This is a genomic window from Sphingomonas sp. SP2 (genome assembly GCF_058313385.1).
The window spans coordinates 118,304-136,357 of sequence record NZ_JBZFLD010000001.1 but is presented as its reverse complement, the minus strand read 5'-3'; the positions used below and the strand labels follow the sequence as shown (position 1 = coordinate 136,357).

23 protein-coding genes and 1 pseudogene are annotated in these 18,054 nt (G+C 65.6%); 22 read left to right on the top strand and 2 right to left on the bottom strand.

Features of this window, described 5'->3' with window-relative positions; genetic code table 11:
- Nucleotides 1–4 precede the first annotated feature (4 nt).
- Nucleotides 5–1,006, bottom strand: a complete 1,002-nt coding sequence (locus tag AC4GYU_RS00765; protein WP_491085002.1) for an LLM class flavin-dependent oxidoreductase — start codon at nucleotides 1,004–1,006, stop codon at nucleotides 5–7.
- A 104-nt stretch (nucleotides 1,007–1,110) separates the two neighbouring features.
- Between AC4GYU_RS00765 and AC4GYU_RS00760 the strand changes: the two are divergent.
- The 11 genes and pseudogenes from AC4GYU_RS00760 to AC4GYU_RS00710 all read left to right on the top strand — a co-directional run bounded on the left by AC4GYU_RS00760 (nucleotide 1,111) and on the right by AC4GYU_RS00710 (nucleotide 11,525).
- Nucleotides 1,111–2,408, top strand: a pseudogene (locus AC4GYU_RS00760) (Xaa-Pro dipeptidase).
- A 65-nt stretch (nucleotides 2,409–2,473) separates the two neighbouring features.
- Nucleotides 2,474–3,049 (top strand): DUF4142 domain-containing protein, encoded by a 576-nt coding sequence (locus AC4GYU_RS00755; RefSeq protein ID WP_491085001.1) that lies wholly within the window; start codon nucleotides 2,474–2,476, stop codon nucleotides 3,047–3,049.
- On the top strand, nucleotides 3,046–3,468 hold the full coding sequence (locus AC4GYU_RS00750) for a cupin domain-containing protein (RefSeq protein ID WP_491085000.1): 423 nt from the start codon (nucleotides 3,046–3,048) through the stop codon (nucleotides 3,466–3,468). Before AC4GYU_RS00755 ends, AC4GYU_RS00750 begins: the two co-directional genes overlap by 4 nt.
- A 64-nt stretch (nucleotides 3,469–3,532) precedes the next feature.
- Nucleotides 3,533–4,822 carry a metal-dependent hydrolase family protein gene (locus AC4GYU_RS00745; protein ID WP_491084999.1) on the top strand — a complete coding sequence of 430 codons (1,290 nt, stop codon included), beginning with the start codon at nucleotides 3,533–3,535 and terminating at the stop codon, nucleotides 4,820–4,822.
- A gap of 50 nt (nucleotides 4,823–4,872) precedes the next feature.
- Nucleotides 4,873–5,589 (top strand): hypothetical protein, encoded by a 717-nt coding sequence (locus AC4GYU_RS00740; protein WP_491084998.1) that lies wholly within the window; start codon nucleotides 4,873–4,875, stop codon nucleotides 5,587–5,589.
- A 186-nt stretch (nucleotides 5,590–5,775) separates the two neighbouring features.
- Nucleotides 5,776–6,147, top strand: coding sequence for a 30S ribosomal protein S12 (rpsL, locus tag AC4GYU_RS00735; protein ID WP_028969180.1), 372 nt, complete (start codon nucleotides 5,776–5,778; stop codon nucleotides 6,145–6,147).
- 59 nt (nucleotides 6,148–6,206) lie between these two features.
- Nucleotides 6,207–6,677 (top strand): 30S ribosomal protein S7, encoded by a 471-nt coding sequence (rpsG, locus tag AC4GYU_RS00730; RefSeq protein ID WP_491084997.1) that lies wholly within the window; start codon nucleotides 6,207–6,209, stop codon nucleotides 6,675–6,677.
- 66 nt (nucleotides 6,678–6,743) lie between these two features.
- Nucleotides 6,744–8,837: an elongation factor G gene (gene fusA / locus AC4GYU_RS00725; protein ID WP_491084996.1), complete on the top strand. Its 2,094-nt coding sequence runs from the start codon at nucleotides 6,744–6,746 to the stop codon at nucleotides 8,835–8,837.
- Nucleotides 8,838–8,915: 78 nt separating this feature from the next.
- Nucleotides 8,916–10,106 (top strand): elongation factor Tu, encoded by a 1,191-nt coding sequence (gene tuf / locus AC4GYU_RS00720; RefSeq protein ID WP_491084995.1) that lies wholly within the window; start codon nucleotides 8,916–8,918, stop codon nucleotides 10,104–10,106.
- A 170-nt stretch (nucleotides 10,107–10,276) separates the two neighbouring features.
- A complete protein-coding gene (locus AC4GYU_RS00715) occupies nucleotides 10,277–11,365 on the top strand; it encodes an AI-2E family transporter (protein ID WP_491084994.1) in 1,089 nt (362 codons plus the stop codon).
- A gap of 22 nt (nucleotides 11,366–11,387) precedes the next feature.
- Entirely contained in the window at nucleotides 11,388–11,525 is a 138-nt protein-coding gene (locus AC4GYU_RS00710) for a hypothetical protein (RefSeq protein WP_491084993.1), read from the top strand.
- 27 nt (nucleotides 11,526–11,552) lie between these two features.
- Here the strand turns inward: AC4GYU_RS00710 and AC4GYU_RS00705 are convergent, their stop codons facing one another.
- Nucleotides 11,553–12,299 carry an imm11 family protein gene (locus AC4GYU_RS00705; protein WP_491084992.1) on the bottom strand — a complete coding sequence of 249 codons (747 nt, stop codon included), beginning with the start codon at nucleotides 12,297–12,299 and terminating at the stop codon, nucleotides 11,553–11,555.
- A gap of 355 nt (nucleotides 12,300–12,654) precedes the next feature.
- Between AC4GYU_RS00705 and rpsJ the strand changes: the two genes are divergently transcribed.
- The 11 genes from rpsJ (at nucleotide 12,655) to rpsQ (ending at nucleotide 18,029) form a co-directional block, all read left to right on the top strand.
- Nucleotides 12,655–12,966, top strand: a complete 312-nt coding sequence (gene rpsJ, locus AC4GYU_RS00700; protein WP_028969184.1) for a 30S ribosomal protein S10 — start codon at nucleotides 12,655–12,657, stop codon at nucleotides 12,964–12,966.
- A gap of 214 nt (nucleotides 12,967–13,180) precedes the next feature.
- The gene (rplC, locus tag AC4GYU_RS00695) at nucleotides 13,181–13,930 is read left to right on the top strand and encodes a 50S ribosomal protein L3 (RefSeq protein ID WP_491084991.1); all 750 of its coding nucleotides are present in this window, start codon (nucleotides 13,181–13,183) and stop codon (nucleotides 13,928–13,930) included.
- A gap of 3 nt (nucleotides 13,931–13,933) precedes the next feature.
- Nucleotides 13,934–14,560 (top strand): 50S ribosomal protein L4, encoded by a 627-nt coding sequence (gene rplD / locus AC4GYU_RS00690; RefSeq protein WP_491084990.1) that lies wholly within the window; start codon nucleotides 13,934–13,936, stop codon nucleotides 14,558–14,560.
- Nucleotides 14,553–14,873, top strand: a complete 321-nt coding sequence (locus AC4GYU_RS00685; RefSeq protein WP_491084989.1) for a 50S ribosomal protein L23 — start codon at nucleotides 14,553–14,555, stop codon at nucleotides 14,871–14,873. Before rplD ends, AC4GYU_RS00685 begins: the two co-directional genes overlap by 8 nt.
- 6 nt (nucleotides 14,874–14,879) lie before the next feature.
- Nucleotides 14,880–15,716, top strand: a complete 837-nt coding sequence (gene rplB / locus AC4GYU_RS00680; protein ID WP_491084988.1) for a 50S ribosomal protein L2 — start codon at nucleotides 14,880–14,882, stop codon at nucleotides 15,714–15,716.
- A 3-nt stretch (nucleotides 15,717–15,719) separates the two neighbouring features.
- On the top strand, nucleotides 15,720–15,995 hold the full coding sequence (gene rpsS / locus AC4GYU_RS00675; protein ID WP_029941102.1) for a 30S ribosomal protein S19: 276 nt from the start codon (nucleotides 15,720–15,722) through the stop codon (nucleotides 15,993–15,995).
- Nucleotides 15,995–16,372, top strand: coding sequence for a 50S ribosomal protein L22 (gene rplV, locus AC4GYU_RS00670; protein ID WP_037504408.1), 378 nt, complete (start codon nucleotides 15,995–15,997; stop codon nucleotides 16,370–16,372). The genes rpsS and rplV overlap by 1 nt, the downstream gene beginning before the upstream one ends.
- A complete protein-coding gene (rpsC, locus tag AC4GYU_RS00665) occupies nucleotides 16,372–17,085 on the top strand; it encodes a 30S ribosomal protein S3 (protein WP_344709254.1) in 714 nt (237 codons plus the stop codon). The genes rplV and rpsC overlap by 1 nt, the downstream gene beginning before the upstream one ends.
- Before the next feature lie 12 nt (nucleotides 17,086–17,097).
- The gene (gene rplP, locus AC4GYU_RS00660) at nucleotides 17,098–17,529 is read left to right on the top strand and encodes a 50S ribosomal protein L16 (protein ID WP_264883245.1); all 432 of its coding nucleotides are present in this window, start codon (nucleotides 17,098–17,100) and stop codon (nucleotides 17,527–17,529) included.
- A gap of 2 nt (nucleotides 17,530–17,531) precedes the next feature.
- Nucleotides 17,532–17,741 (top strand): 50S ribosomal protein L29, encoded by a 210-nt coding sequence (gene rpmC, locus AC4GYU_RS00655; RefSeq protein ID WP_491084987.1) that lies wholly within the window; start codon nucleotides 17,532–17,534, stop codon nucleotides 17,739–17,741.
- Between the two features lie 12 nt (nucleotides 17,742–17,753).
- Nucleotides 17,754–18,029 (top strand): 30S ribosomal protein S17, encoded by a 276-nt coding sequence (gene rpsQ, locus AC4GYU_RS00650; protein WP_029941097.1) that lies wholly within the window; start codon nucleotides 17,754–17,756, stop codon nucleotides 18,027–18,029.
- The last annotated feature ends 25 nt before the right edge of the window (nucleotides 18,030–18,054 follow it).

The window sequence follows — 18,054 nt, the reverse complement described above, 5'->3', positions numbered from 1 at the left end:
CGGATCAGGCGGCAGCGGCCGCGGGCTGCTGCCGCATCGCTTCGGCGAGGATTTCGTAGGAGCGCTTGCGCGCCGCATGATCGTGGATCTGCGCGGTGACGATAAGCTCGTCGGCGCCCGTCCGTTCGATGAAAGCGAGCGTGTCGCGGCGCACCTTGTCCGGGCCGCCGATGCCCGAGCAGGACAGGACCTGGTCGAGCATGCCCCGGGCCGCGACCGGAAGCTGGTCGGCATAGCCGGCGAGCGGGCGCGGGAGCTTGCCGGGAGTGCCGGTGCGCAGGTTGACGAAGGCCTGCTGGACCGAGGTCGCGAGCAGCTCAGCCTCGGCATCGGTGTCGGCGGCGATGACGTTGAAGCCGAGCATGACATAGGGCTTGTCGAGCTGCGCGGACGGCCTGAAGCTTTCGCGATAGACCTGGATCGCGTCCATCATCTGCGCCGGCGCGAAGTGCGAGGCGAAGGCGTAGGGCAGGCCGAGCATCGCCGCGAGCTGCGCGCCGAAGGTGCTCGAGCCGAGGATCCACAAGGGGATGTCGAGGCCTTCGCCCGGGATCGCCCGGACGCGCTGGACCCCGCCCTGGAGATATTGCTGGAGCTCGACCACGTCGCGGGGAAACTGGTTCTCGTCCGACGCAAGGTTGCGGCGGAGCGCATAGGCCGCAGCCTGGTCGGTGCCCGGTGCGCGCCCGAGCCCGAGATCGATCCGCCCGGGATAGAGCGAGGCCAAGGTGCCGAACTGCTCGGCGATGGTCAGCGGAGCATGGTTGGGAAGCATGATCCCGCCCGAGCCGATCCGGATCGTGGAGGTATTGGCGCCGACCCAAGCCAGAGCGACCGCGGTCGCCGCGCTGGCGATCCCGGGCATGCTGTGATGCTCGGCCATCCAGTAGCGGTGATAGCCGAGCGCCTCGGCATGGCGAGCGAGGTCGGCGGCATTGCGAAGCGCGTCGCCGGTGTCCGATCCTTCGGGGACTGGGGCGAGATCGAGAACGGAAATCGGAAGCATCCCAAGGACATGGGGTCGCGGCGGCGGGATGCAACTCGCGGGCGTTGCGCTGGGGGGCGGACTTCGGCCAAGGTCGGCTCCTGGTACAGGGCAGGGGGTAAAGGATGACGATGCGGCGGTTGGCTCTGGTTGCGGCGGCCCTGATGGCTTCGACCCCGGCCCAGGCGGAAAAGGTCGTGGTCACGGCGGCGCGGATGGTCGATGTCGAGAGCGGCCGGGTGGTCGACTATCCGGCGGTCTTCATCGGCGACGACGGGCGCATCACCGGTATCGCCGATGCGCGGACGGTGCGCTGGTCGAGCGACGTGCGCCACATCGACCTTGGCCAGCGGACGCTTCTGCCGGGCTTCATCGACATGCATGTCCACCTCGACAGCCCGGCCGACATCGGCGGCTATCGCGGACTTGAATTCACCGACAGCTTCTTCGGGATGGTCGCGGTGGCGAATGCCAAGGCGATGCTCGACGCGGGCTTCACGACGGTCCGCAACGTCGGGTCGAGCAATCGCAACGACATCGGGCTGAAGCAGGCGATCGACAACGGTTATGCGGTCGGCCCGCGGATCGTGCCCGCCGGCTATGCGCTCGGCGCTACCGGCGGCCATTGCGACAGTACCTTCCTTCCGCCGAGCCTCGAGAAGGCGCGCAAGGAGGAAGGGGTCGGCGACGGGGTCGAGGAGCTCCGCTACCAGGTCCGCCGCCAGCGCAAGTTCGGGGCCGAGGTGATCAAGGTCTGCGCGACCGGCGGAGTGTTCTCGCGCAATACCGAGCCCGGCCAGCAGCAATTGTCCGAGACCGAGCTTCGCGCCATCGCCGACGAAGCCCACCAGTGGGGACTGCGGGTCGCCGCCCATGCCCATGGCGCGAGCGGGATCAAGGCCGCGATCCGCGCCGGCGTCGACACGATCGAGCATGTCAGCCTGGTGGACGACGAGGGGATCAAGCTCTGCAAGGAAGCAGGCAGCCCTGCTATTTCTCGATGGACATCTACAATACCGACTACACGCAGGCCGAGGGCCGCAAGAATGGCGTGCTCGAGGACAATCTGCGCAAGGACCGGGAGGTGGCGCAGATCCAGCGCGACAATTTCCAGAAGGCGCAGCGGGCGGGCGTGCGGATGGTGTTCGGAACCGATGCCGGGGTGATGCCCCACGGCCAGGCCGGGCGGCAATTCGCGACGATGGTCCGCTACGGCATGACCCCGCTCCAGGCGATCCAGGCCGCGACTCGGACCGCGGCCGAAGCGCTTGGGCGGGAGAGGGACGTCGGGGCGATCGTGGTCGGCCGTTATGGTGACATGGTAGCGGTGAGCGGCGATCCCCTGCGCGATCCCGCGGTGCTGGCGAGCCCGGAGGCCGTGGTGAAGGGCGGCCGACTGGTCAAAGGTCCGGCCGCGCCCTGAGCCAAGGAACGCCCGGCCCCCTTGCCGGGTTGGCGCCTTGTTCTCAGCAGTAAGGGCGTCTCATCATGAACAAGCTTCTCACCGCGGTTGCGCTCGGCTCCCTCGCGCTCGGCGCCTGCAAGCAGTCAGGTACCAGCGTCTCGAACAACCAGACGCAGGGCGTGACCGACGAAGCCCCCATCGATAACATGGGCACGGGCAACATGGCCGGGACCGCCGCCGCGACGGCCGACCAGGCCTATGTCCAGAACGCCGCCGCCAGCGACATGTTCGAGATCGAGAGCAGCAAGCTTGCGCAGTCGAAGGCGACCCTGCCGTCGCTCAAGACCTTCGCTCAGATGATGATCGACGAGCATGGCACGTCGTCGGCCGAGCTGAAGACCGCTGCGGGCACCGCGGGTATCCCGGTCCCGACCATGCTTCCGGCCGAGCAGCAGGCGAAGCTCGACGCGCTCAAGGCGGCGAGCGGCGCCGAGTTCGACCGGCTCTATCTCGCCGACCAGAAGGCGGGTCACCAGGACACGCTGACCAAAGTGAATGCGTATCTCGCGAGCGCGCCCGCCGGGCCGCTCAAGGACCATGCCGCCAAGGTGACCGGCGTGGTTCAGAAGCACCTCAATTCGCTGGAGAAGATCAAGTGAGCGAGACTACCACGTCCAAGAAGGGTTATTGCGCGGACATCGAAGAGGCGACGATCGCCAACAACGACTTCCGCCGCGTCCTCTACACGGGCGAGCATCTGCAGCTGGTGCTGATGAGCCTCGCGCCGGGCGAGGAGATCGGCGAGGAGACCCACGAGGACCGGGACCAGTTCTTCCGTTTCGAAGAAGGCGAAGGCGTGGTCGTCATCGATGGCGTCGACTACAAGGTCGAGGATGATTTCGCGGTGATCGTGCCCGCGGGCGCGCGCCACAATGTGAAGAATACCGGCGAGGAGCCGCTGCAATTCTACACGCTCTACGGTCCGCCCGAGCACAAGGACAAGGTCGTGCACAAGACCAAGGAGCAGGCCGAGCGCGACCACGACAATGACGAGTGGGACGGCAAGACCACCGAGTAGCGCTTGCCTGACGCCCTGCCCGCGATAGGCTGCCCCCAAGGGCAGACTGAACCGGGGGCAGGGTATGACGGGACGTTTTCTGGTTGGAGTGGCGGCGCTTGCGGCCTGCGGGGCGGCGAGCGCCGCGCCCGTCACCATTCACGCCGGCCGGCTGATCGCGGTGCCGGGACAGGGGGTTCGGGGACCGTCGACGATCATCGTCGACGGCGGCCGGATCGTCAGCGTCAGCGACGGCTTCCAGCCAGCACAAGGGAAACTCATCGACCTCAGGGACCGGACGGTGCTGCCGGGACTGATCGACAGCCACGTCCATCTCGACAGCGACCGGGCGGGGAACGAGGGGCTGCTGGCGTCAATCACCGACAGCGTGCCGATGAGCGCCTTCGAAACCCAGATGAATGGAATGAAGACGCTCCGGGCGGGCTTCACCACCGTCCGCAATCTCGGGGACGGGGAGAGCGGGACCTCGCTTGCCTATCGTGACGCCATCGCTCGGGGTTGGGTGATGGGGCCGCGGATCGTTTCGGCGGGCCAGTCGATCTCGACCAGCGGCGGCCACATGGATTCGCGCAACGGGCTCAACGACGCGATGGATGCGCACCAGTCGACGCACCACCTGTGCGACGGACCCGACGACTGCCGCCGCGCGGTGCGGTTGCAGGTCAGCCGCGGCGCGGACGTCATCAAGATCGCGACCACCGGCGGGGTCAATAGCGGGACCGGCCTCCTGACGCGGATGGAGCAGGACGAGGCCGCGGCGCTGATCCGGACCGCCCATGCCTATGGCAAGAAGGTCGCGGTCCACGCCCATGGCAAGGAAGGGATCAAGCTCGCGCTGCGCAACGGGGCCGACTCGATCGAGCATGGGACGGAGATGGACGCGGAGGTGATCCGCCTCTTCAGGCAGAGCGGGGCCTATTATGTCCCGACCCTGTCGACGGTGAATGGCTATCTCGAGCGGCTGGCCAAGGATCCCAATGCCTATCCGCCGGCGGTGAAGAAGCAGATCGACTGGCGGATCGGGATCACCGGGCAGAGCCTCGCCAAGGCCTATCCGGCCGGCGTGAGGATCGCCTTCGGCACCGACGCCGGAGTCTCGAAGCACGGCCGCAACGCCGACGAGTTCGAGCTGCTGGTGAAGTATGGCATGCCGCCGATGGAGGCGATCAAGGCCGCAACCGTCAATGCCGCCGATCTGCTCGGCCTGTCGGCGGAGGTCGGGACGATCGAACCCGGCAAGAGCGCCGACCTCATCGCGGTCGCCGGCGACCCGCTGGCGGACGTGAAGGTGCTCAAGACGGTCGACTTCGTGATGGCGCGCGGCGAGGTGGTCCCGGCCGCTGCGGCGCGTTAGATTTTTGGTAGGGCCGTTCGCCTAACCTCTCCCGCGAGAGAGGGGGCACCATGCACAAGTTTCATTATCGCGCGGGCAAGGCGGCGGTGGCCGGGCTGGTCAGCGGCGCGATCGCGCTGTTCATGGGCTGGTCCTACGTGTCGGACGCGGATTCGGACTGGTTCACGCTCGCGATCGCCCTCGTCTGCGGGGTGGCCGCGATCAAGGTCGCCCTCGATTCGATGAGCGACACGCCGGCGCTCGCCTTCGACGGGGCAGGAGTCCGGCTCCGGCGCACCTGGGGCAAGGTCGAGGAGGTCGACTGGAGCGAAGTCCAGAGCATCGACGTCGAGGTCTATACCGTGCGCTATTACGGGATCATCCCGGTCTCGCAGACCGAGAATCTCGTCGTGAAATGCGATGGCGGGCTGTTCGGATCGCGGCGGCTCCGACTGTCGCTTAAGATGCTCGAACTGCCCCCGGGCGGCTCGGCGCATCTCCTTGCGATGATGCACGCGGCGCATGTGGCGGCCGTGGGCGAGGCTGCGGTCGCGATGGGCGGGGCGGATCGCCAGGAGGGATGGGGGGCCCGCTCCGCCGGCTTCCCTGGCCCTTCGAAAGCGCCGGAGACGGCGGCCGAATCGGGCTTCGATCCCGATGCCGCGCTCGCTCGCTATCTCAGTCGCAAGGACGGCGGTCCGGACTCGGGCGTGGCTGTCCCCAGCGCGCCTCCGCAGCCCGTCGCAACGGCGCGTCCGGTGTTCGGCCGCAAGACGCAGGCCGGTTGACCTCCACGGGGGTCGGCGGTAAGGGGCCGCTCGTCCGTTTCCGGTCACGTGCCTGTAGCGGACAGAGCTGAACATTGCGCTTGTTACTATGCGGGATGGCCGGCGGCCTTCGGGTCGGCCGGCCTTCGCGCTTGAACGGCCAAAGTAACCGCCGGGTTTTCCGGCAACCACAAGGTGAAGGGCTTCATGCCAACGATCAACCAGCTGATCCGCAAGGGTCGCGAGCCGCAGAAGGCCAAGAGCAAGGTCCCTGCAATGGAGCAGAACCCGCAGAAGCGCGGCGTCTGCACCCGTGTCTATACCACGACCCCGAAGAAGCCGAACTCGGCGCTTCGCAAGGTGGCCAAGGTCCGCCTGACCAACCAGCGCGAAGTCATCAGCTACATTCCGGGCGAAGGCCACAACCTTCAGGAGCACTCGGTGGTCCTGATCCGTGGCGGCCGTGTGCGCGACCTTCCGGGTGTGCGCTACCACGTGCTTCGCGGCGTGCTCGACACGCAGGGCGTCAAGGACCGGCGTCAGTCGCGCTCCAAGTATGGCGCCAAGCGGCCCAAGTAAGCTGATCGTCGGCCGCGCCGCTCGATCGAGCGGGCGCGCTGCTCAAGAAGGAATATCCTATGTCCCGTCGTCGTCGCCCAGAGAAGCGCGAGATCCTGCCGGACCCGAAGTTCGGTGACATCACCCTGTCGAAGTTCATGAACAACATCATGCTCGACGGCAAGAAGTCGGTCGCCGAGAGCATCGTCTACGGTGCCCTCGAGGTCGTCGAGACCCGCCTGAAGCGCGAGCCGCTCGGCGTGTTCCATGACGCGCTCAACAATGTGAAGCCGGGCATCGAGGTCCGCAGCCGCCGCGTCGGCGGTGCGACCTACCAGGTTCCGGTCGAGGTCCGCGACGTCCGCGCCCAGGCGCTGGCGATCCGCTGGCTGATCGGTGCCGCCCGTGCCCGCAGCGAGAAGACCATGGCCGCCCGCCTGTCGGGTGAGCTGATGGATGCCGCGCAGAACCGTGGCAACGCGGTCAAGAAGCGCGAAGACACGCACCGCATGGCCGAAGCGAACCGCGCCTTCAGCCACTACCGCTGGTAAAACAAACACCTATATCGTGGGAGAGGGCCGCTGGCCTTTCCCCACATTGCTAAGGAACTGACGATCATGGCCCGCAGCCATCCGCTCGAGCGTTACCGTAACATCGGCATCATGGCGCACATCGACGCCGGAAAGACGACGACGACCGAGCGCATCCTTTATTACACCGGCAAGTCCTACAAGATCGGCGAAGTGCACGAAGGCACCGCCACCATGGACTGGATGGAGCAGGAGCAGGAGCGCGGGATCACGATCACGTCGGCTGCCACCACCTGCAAGTGGAAGGCCGAGGACGGTCAGGGCCCCGAGCATCTGATCAACATCATCGACACGCCCGGCCACGTCGACTTCACGATTGAAGTCGAGCGTTCGCTGCGCGTGCTCGACGGCGCGGTCGCCTGCTTCGACGGCGTTGCCGGCGTCGAGCCGCAGTCGGAAACCGTGTGGCGCCAGGCGGACAAGTACAAGGTTCCGCGGATGTGCTTCATCAACAAGCTCGACCGCACCGGCGCCGATTTCTATTATTGCGTCAACACGATCATCGAGCGCCTCGGCGCCCGTCCGGCCGTTCTTTATCTTCCGATCGGCATCGAGGGTGGCTTCAAGGGCCTGGTCGACCTGGTCAACAACCGCGCGATCATCTGGCTCGAAGAGTCGCTGGGCGCGAAGTTCGAATATCAGGAGATCCCGGACGACCTGAAGGAAAAGGCCGCCAAGTATCGCAGCGACCTGATCGAAATCGCCGTCGAGCAGGACGACGCGGCGATGGAAGCCTATCTCGAGGGTAACGAGCCGGACACGGCCACGCTCAAGAAGCTGATCCGCAAGGGCACGCTGGCGATGGACTTCGTTCCGATCGTCTGCGGCTCGGCGTTCAAGAACAAGGGCGTCCAGCCGCTGCTCGACGCCGTGATCGACTATCTGCCGAGCCCGCTCGACATTCCGGCGGTCGAAGGCGTCAAGCCGGGCACCGAGGAAGCCGACAGCCGTCCGGCGTCGGACGACGCGCCCTTCTCGGCGCTGGCGTTCAAGATCATGAACGATCCGTTCGTCGGCTCGCTGACCTTCACCCGCATCTATTCGGGCACGCTGACCAAGGGCAGCTACCTGAACTCGGTAAAGGACAAGAAGGAAAAGATCGGCCGTATGCTCCTCATGCACGCGAACTCGCGTGAGGACATCGATGAGGCGCGTGCGGGCGACATCGTCGCGATCGCGGGCCTCAAGGAGACCACCACCGGCGACACGCTGTGCGACCCGGCCAAGCCGATCGTGCTCGAGCGCATGGAGTTCCCGGAGCCGGTCATCGAGGTCGCGGTGGAGCCGAAGACCAAGGCCGACCAGGAGAAGATGGGCGTCGCCCTCAACCGCCTGGCCGCCGAGGATCCCTCGTTCCGCGTCACCACCGACCACGAGAGCGGCCAGACCATCATCAAGGGGATGGGCGAACTCCACCTCGAGATCCTGGTCGATCGCATGAAGCGCGAGTTCAAGGTCGAGGCCAATGTCGGCGCTCCGCAGGTCGCGTATCGCGAATATCTGAAGAAGCCGGTCGACATCGACTACACCCACAAGAAGCAGTCGGGCGGCACCGGCCAGTTCGGCCGCGTCAAGGTCAAGCTGACCCCGGGCGAGCGTGGCGCTGGCATCGTCTTCAAGGACGAGATCAAGGGCGGTAACATTCCGAAGGAATATATCCCCGCGATCGAAAAGGGCTTCCGCGAGACGGCGGCCACGGGATCGCTGGTCGGCTTCCCGATCATCGACTTCGACATCGTGCTGTATGACGGTGCCTACCATGACGTCGACTCGTCGGCGCTGGCGTTCGAAATCACCGCCCGCGGTGCGATGCGCGAAGCGGCTCAGAAGGCCGGGATCACGCTGCTCGAGCCGGTGATGAAGGTCGAGGTGGTCACCCCCGAGGATTATCTCGGCGACGTGATCGGCGACATCAACAGCCGCCGTGGCCAGATCCAGGGCACCGACAGCCGGGGCAATGCCCAGGTGGTCGAAGCCATGGTCCCGCTGGCCAACATGTTCGGCTACGTGAACCAGCTGCGTTCCTTCACCCAGGGACGCGCTCAGTACTCGATGCAGTTCTCGCACTATGACGAAGTCCCGCAGAACGTTGCGGACGAGGTCAAGGCGAAGCTGGCGTAACTCAAATTTTGACGCTAAGGGCGCGCTCGCAATCGGGCGAGCGGGCCCAGAGCATTACTTTCCAAGAAGAGGCGTAAAATGGCGAAGGCGAAATTCGAGCGGAACAAGCCGCACGTGAACATCGGCACCATCGGTCACGTCGACCATGGCAAGACCTCGCTCACTGCAGCGATCACCAAGGTGCTGGCCAAGAATGGCGGCGGCGTCGCGGTTGACTTCGCGAACATCGACAAGGCTCCGGAAGAGCGTGAGCGCGGCATCACCATCTCGACCGCGCACGTCGAGTATGAGACGGCCAACCGTCACTATGCCCACGTCGACTGCCCGGGCCACGCCGACTATGTGAAGAACATGATCACCGGCGCGGCGCAGATGGACGGCGCGATCCTGGTGGTCTCGGCCGCCGACGGCCCGATGCCGCAGACCAAGGAGCACATCCTGCTCGCGGCGCAGGTCGGCGTTCCGACCATGGTCGTCTTCCTCAACAAGGTCGACCAGGTTGACGATCCCGAGCTGCTCGAACTCGTCGAGCTGGAAATCCGTGAAGAGCTCTCGAAGCGTGGCTTCGACGGCGACAACATTCCGATCGTCGCCGGTTCGGCCCTCGCGGTCCTCGAGGACAGCAACGCCGAGATCGGCGAGCAGGCCATCCTGAAGCTGATGCAGGCCGTCGACGACTGGATCCCGCAGCCGGAGCGTCCGCTCGACAAGCCGTTCCTGATGCCGATCGAAGACGTGTTCTCGATCTCGGGCCGCGGCACCGTCGTGACCGGCCGCGTCGAGACCGGCATCGTCAAGGTTGGCGAGGAAGTCGAGATCGTCGGCATCAAGGACACCAAGAAGACCGTCGTCACCGGCGTCGAAATGTTCCGCAAGCTGCTCGACCAGGGCCAGGCCGGCGACAACATCGGTGCGCTGATCCGTGGCGTCGCTCGTGACGAAGTCGAGCGTGGTCAGGTTCTCTGCAAGCCGGGCTCGATCACTCCGCACACCGACTTCTCGGCCGAAGTGTACGTGCTGTCGAAGGACGAGGGTGGCCGTCACACGCCGTTCTTCGCCAACTATCGTCCGCAGTTCTACTTCCGCACCACCGACGTGACCGGCGAAGTGACCCTCCCCGAGGGCACTGAGATGGTCATGCCGGGCGACAACGTCACCCTCGGCGTCAAGCTGATCGCTCCGATCGCGATGGACCAGGGTCTGCGTTTCGCCATCCGCGAAGGCGGCCGCACCGTCGGCGCCGGCGTGGTGGGCACCATCACCAAGTAAGCATCGGCGCCTTCGGGCGCTGATCCTGACGCGAAAGACCCGGGGTCTCGAAAGAGGCTCCGGGTTTTTTGTGTCTGGTGCTCGGGCCGGGGTCGGTCCGCCCGCGGCTTCCGTTCGGTAGCAAATCCTCTATCAGTCCGTGAAAATGGGCCGCGAGCTGGGGGAGTGGAATGCCGGAATCGAGAATGCCCGGGGCGACCGAGCGCAGCGGCTTTCATCTCTTCCTGGTCCTGATCACGCTGGCCTTCGGCTATGTCGCCTGGCCGTTCGCCTCGGCTTTGCTTTGGGCGATCCTCGCGGCGATCATGTTCCAGCCGCTCTACCGCTGGATGCTGGTGCGGATGAACGGCGGGGCAAATCGCGCGGCCATCGCGACCCTATTAGTGATCTTCGTCGCGGTGATCGTGCCGGCCATCGCCATCGGTGACGTCATCGTCGGCCAGGCGCTGCAGATCTACGAGGCGGTGAAGGCCGGGCAGTTCGACGCCGCGCGCTATTTCGAGCAGGTCCAGGGCCGTCTGCCCGCACGGCTGCAGCAGATCATCGAGGGCTCGGGCTACGGCAATTTCGCGGTCATCCAGGAGCGCGTCACGGCGATCGTCCGCGATAGCCTGACGGTCATCGCCAAGCAGGCGCTGCAGATCGGCGGCAACGCCTTCACCTCGCTGCTGGTGTTCGCGGTCGGGCTTTACGTCACCTATTTCCTGCTGCGCGACGGGGAGCGCATCGGGGCGAGGGTCAAGGAGACGCTCCCGCTCGATGCGCGCTCGGCCGATCACCTGGCCAGCAGCTTCGTCGCGACCATCCGCGCGACGATCAAGGGTTCGGTGGTCGTCGGCCTGGTGCAGGGCCTGCTCGGCACCATCACCTTCTGGATCGTCGGCTTCCCGTCCGCCGTCCTTCTGGGCGTGCTGATGGCGATCGTCTCGCTCCTGCCTGCGGTCGGCCCGGCCCTGGTGTGGGTGCCGATCGCCGGCTACCTGCTGCTGACCGGCGCGATCTGGCAGGGGATCGTGGTCATCGTATCGGGCGCGCTGGTCATCGGCATGGCCGACAATGTGCTGCGCCCGATCCTGGTCGGTCGCGACACCGGAATCCCCGACTGGCTGGTGCTCGTCACCACGCTCGGCGGAATCGCCGCCTTCGGCCTCAGCGGGGTCGTGGTCGGCCCGGTGGTGGGCGGACTGTTCCTGGCGGGATGGGCCATCTATCGCGAAGAACGCCTGCTGGAGACGGGGGAGGGGCAGGCCGCCCTTTAGCCTGGCGGAGAGGCGGGAGGTCGTGAGCGGGCAAAGGGTCCTCAAGATCTTCTTCGATGCCACCGCGACCGCGCTCCCGATCCGCCGGATCCGCTGGATCGCGCGTCACCAGCACCTCGCCGGCATCGCGCGCGACCGACGGTGGCAGCGTTCCTTCTGAGGCGGGCTTACCCTTCGCGGCGAGGAATTACGGGACCTGCCGCATCGGGAAATGCTTCGGCAGGCGCAGCCCCGCGTCGACGATAGCCCCTTGAAGTTCGTCCGACAGGCAGAACAAGATATTGGTGAAGCTTCGTTCGCGCCACAGATGGGCGTCGCCGAACCTCGCTTCCGACATCGCCAGGCCCCTTACTCCGGCAGCCTTGTCGGTGAAGGCGTAAGTGTCCGGATAGTCGGGCCCGAAGCCCGACCACGACCCGCTCTTGCTCTCGTCCGGAACGAAGGCGTTCAGGAAGCGGCCGACGACGAGCACGTGATAGCCGACGGGAAAAACCCGGCCCCGCGGCATCCGAATCTCGATGGGAAAGAAGTGGTGCCGCCCCGGTTCGAATCGCTCGATGACCTCCTTCAGGCCTGTCTCGACCGCGACGAGGCCATAGTTCAGGGCGATGAACGAGCCGAGCTGTTCGTAGCTCTTCCCGGTGACGAAGGAGTGCGGAGGTTCGTGTGGCTCGATCGCGCCGAGCGGGGGGCCTTCGACCTTGGCACGCGTTCCCTGCTCCTGCTTGAACTTTGCTGCGACGTGGAAGGGGTAATTGCCCGCGCCATGCCCCACATGCTCGTCGCCTTGGTCGTAGAGTCGACGCTGCTCCTCCGGGGGTTGGGCGAGATAATGGAGCCGCAGGCGGTCCAACCAAGGCGGAAGGTCGCCCTTGTCAGGACCCTCGAACTCGCCGTTTGGCCAGAACTCGCCGAACGTCGACGGCAGGCTCATTCCCCAGACCATCTCCTCCCCCTTGCCAGTCCGGCAGCCGACGCAATCCCAAATGGGAGAGGCCCGGACATCAGAATCAGGAGGGAATAGGGCGGATCTATTACCGGAAGTCACCCCTTCGATCCGGTGACACAGCCGATCCCGGCCGAGGGGCGGGTCCCGACCTGGGTCCCGAGGGCTTGATTCCCCCCTCCGTCCTCTGTAGAGGCGCCTCCACCGGCGGGGATTCGTTCCTGCCAACAAGTTTCAGCGTTGGGGTCGTCCGACCCGGGAAACCGGGACTAGTCGGGTGCGGCCTCATGTTTTCTTGGGTTGGCGACAACCCAGCGGCTCTTTGCAATCGGTAGTGGAACCCATGGAAACTCAGAACATCCGGATTCGTCTGAAAGCCTTCGATCACCGCGTGCTCGACCAGGCGACCGGCGACATTGCCGACACCGCCCGTCGCACCGGTGCCCTCATCCGTGGTCCGATTCCGCTTCCGACCCGCATCGAGAAGTTCACCGTCAACCGTTCGCCGCACGTCGACAAGAAGTCGCGCGAGCAGTTCGAGGTCCGCACCTACAAGCGCCTGCTCGACATCGTGCAGCCGACCCCGCAGACGGTCGATGCTTTGATGAAACTTGATCTTGCCGCCGGGGTGGACGTCGAGATCAAACTGGCCTAAGGGCCACGGCGTGGCGGTTGAATCGCTTCTCTAGCGATCCTGCTACGCCAACAATTACGGGATACCGCGGGAGGCCTCTTCTGGAGGTTGCCCGGTCTGCGTCCCCCGCTTCCCGCCTAACCGCGGGAATAGCCCAGGCGGGGCCGACGCATTTTTTCACGGGCTGCATGCCTCTCCCGGTAACGGGTTAGGCCTCTGTGAGGAGTGCAAGATCATGCGCACCGGCGTGATCGCCAAGAAGGTTGGAATGACCCGCCTGTTCCAGGCGGACGGACGTCACGTTCCCGTGACGGTTCTCCAGCTCGAAGGCGTCCAGGTTGTCGGCCGTCGCGAAGCGGACTCGGATGGCTATACCGCCGTCCAGCTCGGCGCGGGCGTGGCCAAGGCCAAGAATGTCAACAAGCCGCAGCGGGCGGCCTTTGGCAAGGCCGAGGTCGAGCCCAAGGCGAAGGTTGTCGAGTTCCGCGTTGCCGAGGATGCGCTCCTCGACGTCGGCGCCGAAATCTCGGCCGACCACTTCATCGAAGGCCAGATGGTCGACATCTCGGGTGTCACCCAGGGTAAGGGCTTCGCCGGCGCCATGAAGCGCTGGGGCTTCGGTGGTCTTCGCGCCACCCACGGCGTTTCCGTCTCGCACCGTTCGCACGGTTCGACCGGTAACCGCCAGGACCCGGGCCGCGTCTTCAAGAACAAGAAGATGGCCGGCCACATGGGCGCCCGCAACCGCACTCAGCAGAACCTCGAGATCGTCCGCACGGACGTCGAGCGTGGCCTGCTGTTCGTGAAGGGCTCGGTGCCCGGTCACAAGGGCAGCTGGCTGACCGTCAAGGACTCGGTCAAGCTCGCCCGCAACGAGAATGCGCCGTATCCGGCCGGCCTCCGTGCCGCCGCTTCGGCTCCCCAGAACAACGACGCTCAGGTGACGGACAATGCGCCGGCCACCGACGAGAGCACGGAAGGCTAAGCGATGAAGGTCGAAGTCAAGACCCTCGACGCCAGCGGGAGCGGCAACGTCGAGCTCAATGACGCCGTGTTCGGTGTCGAGCCGCGCGCCGATATCCTGCATCGCGTCGTCACCTGGCAGCTCGCCAATCGTCGCGGGATGGCCCGTGCCGCCCGCGAGCGGTCGGACGTTGCCCGCACCGGCAAGAAGTTCGGTCGCCAGAAGGGCGGCGGTACCGCTCGTCACGGCGATCGCCGCGCCCCGATCTTCATCGGCGGCGGCAAGGCCCACGGCCCGCGTGCCCGTCTGTTCACGCTGTCGCTGAACAAGAAGGTTCGTGCGCTCGGCCTGAAGATGGCGCTGTCGAGCAAGGCGCAGGGCGGTCAGCTGATCGTCCTCGACAATCTCGATGTCGCCGAAGGCAAGACCAAGACGCTGGTCGAAAAGCTGGGCAAGCTCGGCTTTGGCAAGACCGCGCTGGTGATCGACGGCGACGCGCTGAACGTCAGCTTCGCGCACGCCTCGTCCAACCTCGTCGGTGTCAACCTGCTGCCGGCAGTGGGCGCCAACGTCTACGACATCATGCGCCACGAGACCCTGGTCCTGACCAAGGCCGCGGTCGAGAAGCTGGAGGCCCGGTTCAATGGCTAAGAAGCCAACCACCGAGGCGGTCGACATCCGCCACTATGACGTGATCCGTGGTCCCCACATCACCGAGAAGACGACCCTGCTCTCCGAGCATAATGCGGTCGTGTTCAAGGTGGCGGGCGACGCCAGCAAGCCGCAGATCAAGGCGGCGGTCGAAGCGCTGTTCAACCGCAAGGTTGCCAACGTGAACACCCTGGTCACCAAGGGCAAGTCGAAGCGCTGGAAGGGCAAGCCCTATCAGCGTTCGGACGAGAAGAAGGCGATCGTGACCCTGGCTCCGGGCCAGGACCCGATCGACATCACGAGCGGGATCTAAGGACCGATGGCACTCAAAGCATATAAGCCGACGAGCCCGGCCCGCCGTGGCCTGATCCTCGTCGACAAGTCGGCGCTCTGGAAGGGCAAGCCGGTCAAGGCGCTGACCGAAGGCAAGCGCAAGACCGGTGGCCGCAACAACAAGGGCCATGTGACCAGCCGCGGCATCGCGGGCGGCCACAAGCAGAAGTACCGGATCATCGACTTCAAGCGTCGGACCTGGGACGTCACCGCGACCGTCGAGCGGATCGAATATGATCCCAACCGGTCGGCGTTCATCGCGCTGGTGACCTACGAGGGCGGCGAGCAGGCCTACATCCTCGCTCCGCAGCGCCTCGCGCCGGGCGACAAGGTCGTCGCCGGCAAGAAGGTCGACGTGAAGCCGGGCAATGCGATGGAGATCGGCCAGATGCCGGTCGGCACCATTGTCCACAACGTCGAGATGAAGCCGGGCAAGGGTGGTCAGATCGCTCGCGCCGCCGGCACCTATGTGCAGGTGGTCGGCCGCGACAAGGGCATGGTCATCGTTCGCCTGAACTCGGGCGAGCAGCGCTACATCCGCTCGGACTGCATGGCGACCGTCGGTGCGGTGTCCAACCCGGACAACGGCAACCAGACGCTGGCCAAGGCCGGTCGTACCCGCTGGCTGGGCCGTCGCCCGCTGACCCGCGGTGTCGCCAAGAACCCGGTCGACCACCCGCACGGTGGTGGTGAAGGCCGGACCTCGGGCGGCCGTCACCCGGTCACCCCGTGGGGCAAGCCGACCAAGGGTGCCCGCACCCGTCACAACAAGGCAACGGACAAGTTCATCATCCGTAGCCGTCACGCGAAGAAGAAGGGCTAAGAGATGGCTCGTTCCGTCTGGAAGGGTCCGTTCGTCGAGCTGTCGCTCCTGAAGAAGGCCGAGACGGCCCAGGAGAATGGTGGCCGCGCGCCGATCAAGACCTGGTCGCGTCGCTCGACCATCCTGCCGCAGTTCGTCGGCCTGACCTTCAACGTCTACAACGGTCGCAAGTTCGTGCCCGTCTCGGTCAACGAGGACATGGTCGGCATGAAGCTCGGCGAGTTCGCTCCGACCCGGTACTTCCCGGGTCACGCGGCCGACAAGAAGGGCAAGCGCTAATGGGCAAGGTGGCAGCACCCCGCAAGGTGGGCGACAAGGAAGCGCTCGCCGTCGGCAACACCATCCGTGGTTCGGCCCGCAAGCTGAACCTGGTGGCGCAGCTCATCCGTGGCCGCAAGGTCGAGGAAGCGCTCAACATCCTGAAGTTCAGCCCGAAGGGCATGAGCGAGGATGTGTACAAGGTCCTCGCGTCGGCCGTCGCCAACGCCGAGAACAACCACAACCTCGATGTCGACGCCCTCGTCGTCGCCGAGGCGAGCGTCGGCAAGTCGATCTCGATGAAGCGTTTCGCGACCCGTGCGCGTGGTCGTTCGAGCCGCATCGTCAAGCCGTTCAGCCGCATCCGCGTCGTCGTTCGCGAGCAGGAAGAAGCCTAATGGGTCAGAAGAGCAATCCGATCGGCCTTCGGCTGCAGATCAACCGTACCTGGGACAGCCGCTGGTTCGCGGAAGGCCAGGACTATGGTCGCCTGCTGCTGGAGGATCTCAAGATCCGCCAGTACATCATGAAGACGCTGCCGCAGGCCGCGATCTCCAAGGTGGTCATCGAGCGTCCGGCGAAGCTGTGCCGCGTGTCCGTCTATGCCGCGCGCCCCGGCGTGATCATCGGCAAGAAGGGCACCGACATCGAGAAGCTGAAGAAAACCCTGTCGAAGATGACGGGTTCGGAAGTCAGCCTCAACATCGTCGAGATCCGCAAGCCGGAAGTCGATGCGCGCCTCGTTGCGCAGGGCATCGCCGACCAGCTGGAGCGTCGTATCGCGTTCCGCCGCGCCATGAAGCGCGCCGTTCAGTCGGCCCTTCGCCTCGGTGCGGAAGGCATTCGTATCGAATGCGGCGGTCGTCTCGGCGGCGCTGAAATCGCCCGCTCGGAGCGTTATCGCGAAGGCCGTGTGCCGCTGCACACGCTGCGCGGCAATGTCGACTATGCCGAGGCCCAGGCCCACACCGCTTATGGCGTGTGCGGCGTCAAGGTCTGGGTGTTCAAGGGTGAGATCCTCGGCCACGACCCGCTGGCTCAGGACCGCCTGATGATGGAAGCGCAGACTTCCGGCGTCCGCCCCGCGCGTGACGACGACCGGCGCCGGTAAGGAACAGAACCAATGTTGCAGCCTAAGCGCACCAAGTTCCGCAAGGCCTTCAAGGGCCGCATCCATGGCAATGCCAAGGGTGGCACCGAGCTCAACTTCGGCGCCTTCGGCCTGAAGGCCATGGAGCCGGAGCGGATCACCGCCCGTCAGATCGAAGCGGCCCGCCGCGCGATCACCCGCCACATCAAGCGCCAGGGGCGCTTGTGGATCCGCATCTTCCCGGACCTCCCGGTGTCGAGCAAGCCCGCCGAAGTCCGCATGGGCTCGGGTAAGGGTGCGCCCGAATATTGGGTCGCCCGCGTGAAGCCGGGTCGCATCCTGTTCGAGCTGGACGGCGTTCCCGGTCCGCTCGCCAAGACCGCTTTCGAGCGTGCGGCGGAAAAGCTCCCCATCAAAGTCAAGGTGGTTGCCCGCCTTGGCGAAACCCTGGTTGAGGCCGACTGACCATGGCGAAGCGTGACGACCTGTCGGTGAAGACCGACGACCAGCTTTCGACCCAGCTCTCCGAGCTGAAGCGCGAGCAGTTCAACCTGCGCTTCCAGGCGGCGACCAACCAGCTTGAGAAGCCGAGCCGCGTGCGTGAGGTCCGCCGGACCATCGCCCGCATCAAGACCCTGCAGGGCCAGCGCTCGAAGAGCGCTCCGGCGCAGGGCTGAGGAGAGTAAGAGATGCCAAAGCGCGTCCTCACCGGCACCGTGGTGTCCGACAAGGGTGACAAGACCGTGGTGGTCCGTGTCGAGCGGCGGGTTAAGCACCCGCTGTACGGCAAGATCATCAAGCTGTCGAAGAAGTATCATGCCCACGACGAGGCGAATGCCTATTCGGTGGGTCAGCAGGTTCGCATCGAAGAATGCGCGCCGGTTTCGAAGCTCAAGACCTGGACCGTTGCCGGGCTGGTCGGCGAGGCGAAGGCCTCCGACCTGGCCGAAGCGGCCAACGTCTGAGCGGCTCTGGTCAAGGATAGGATAG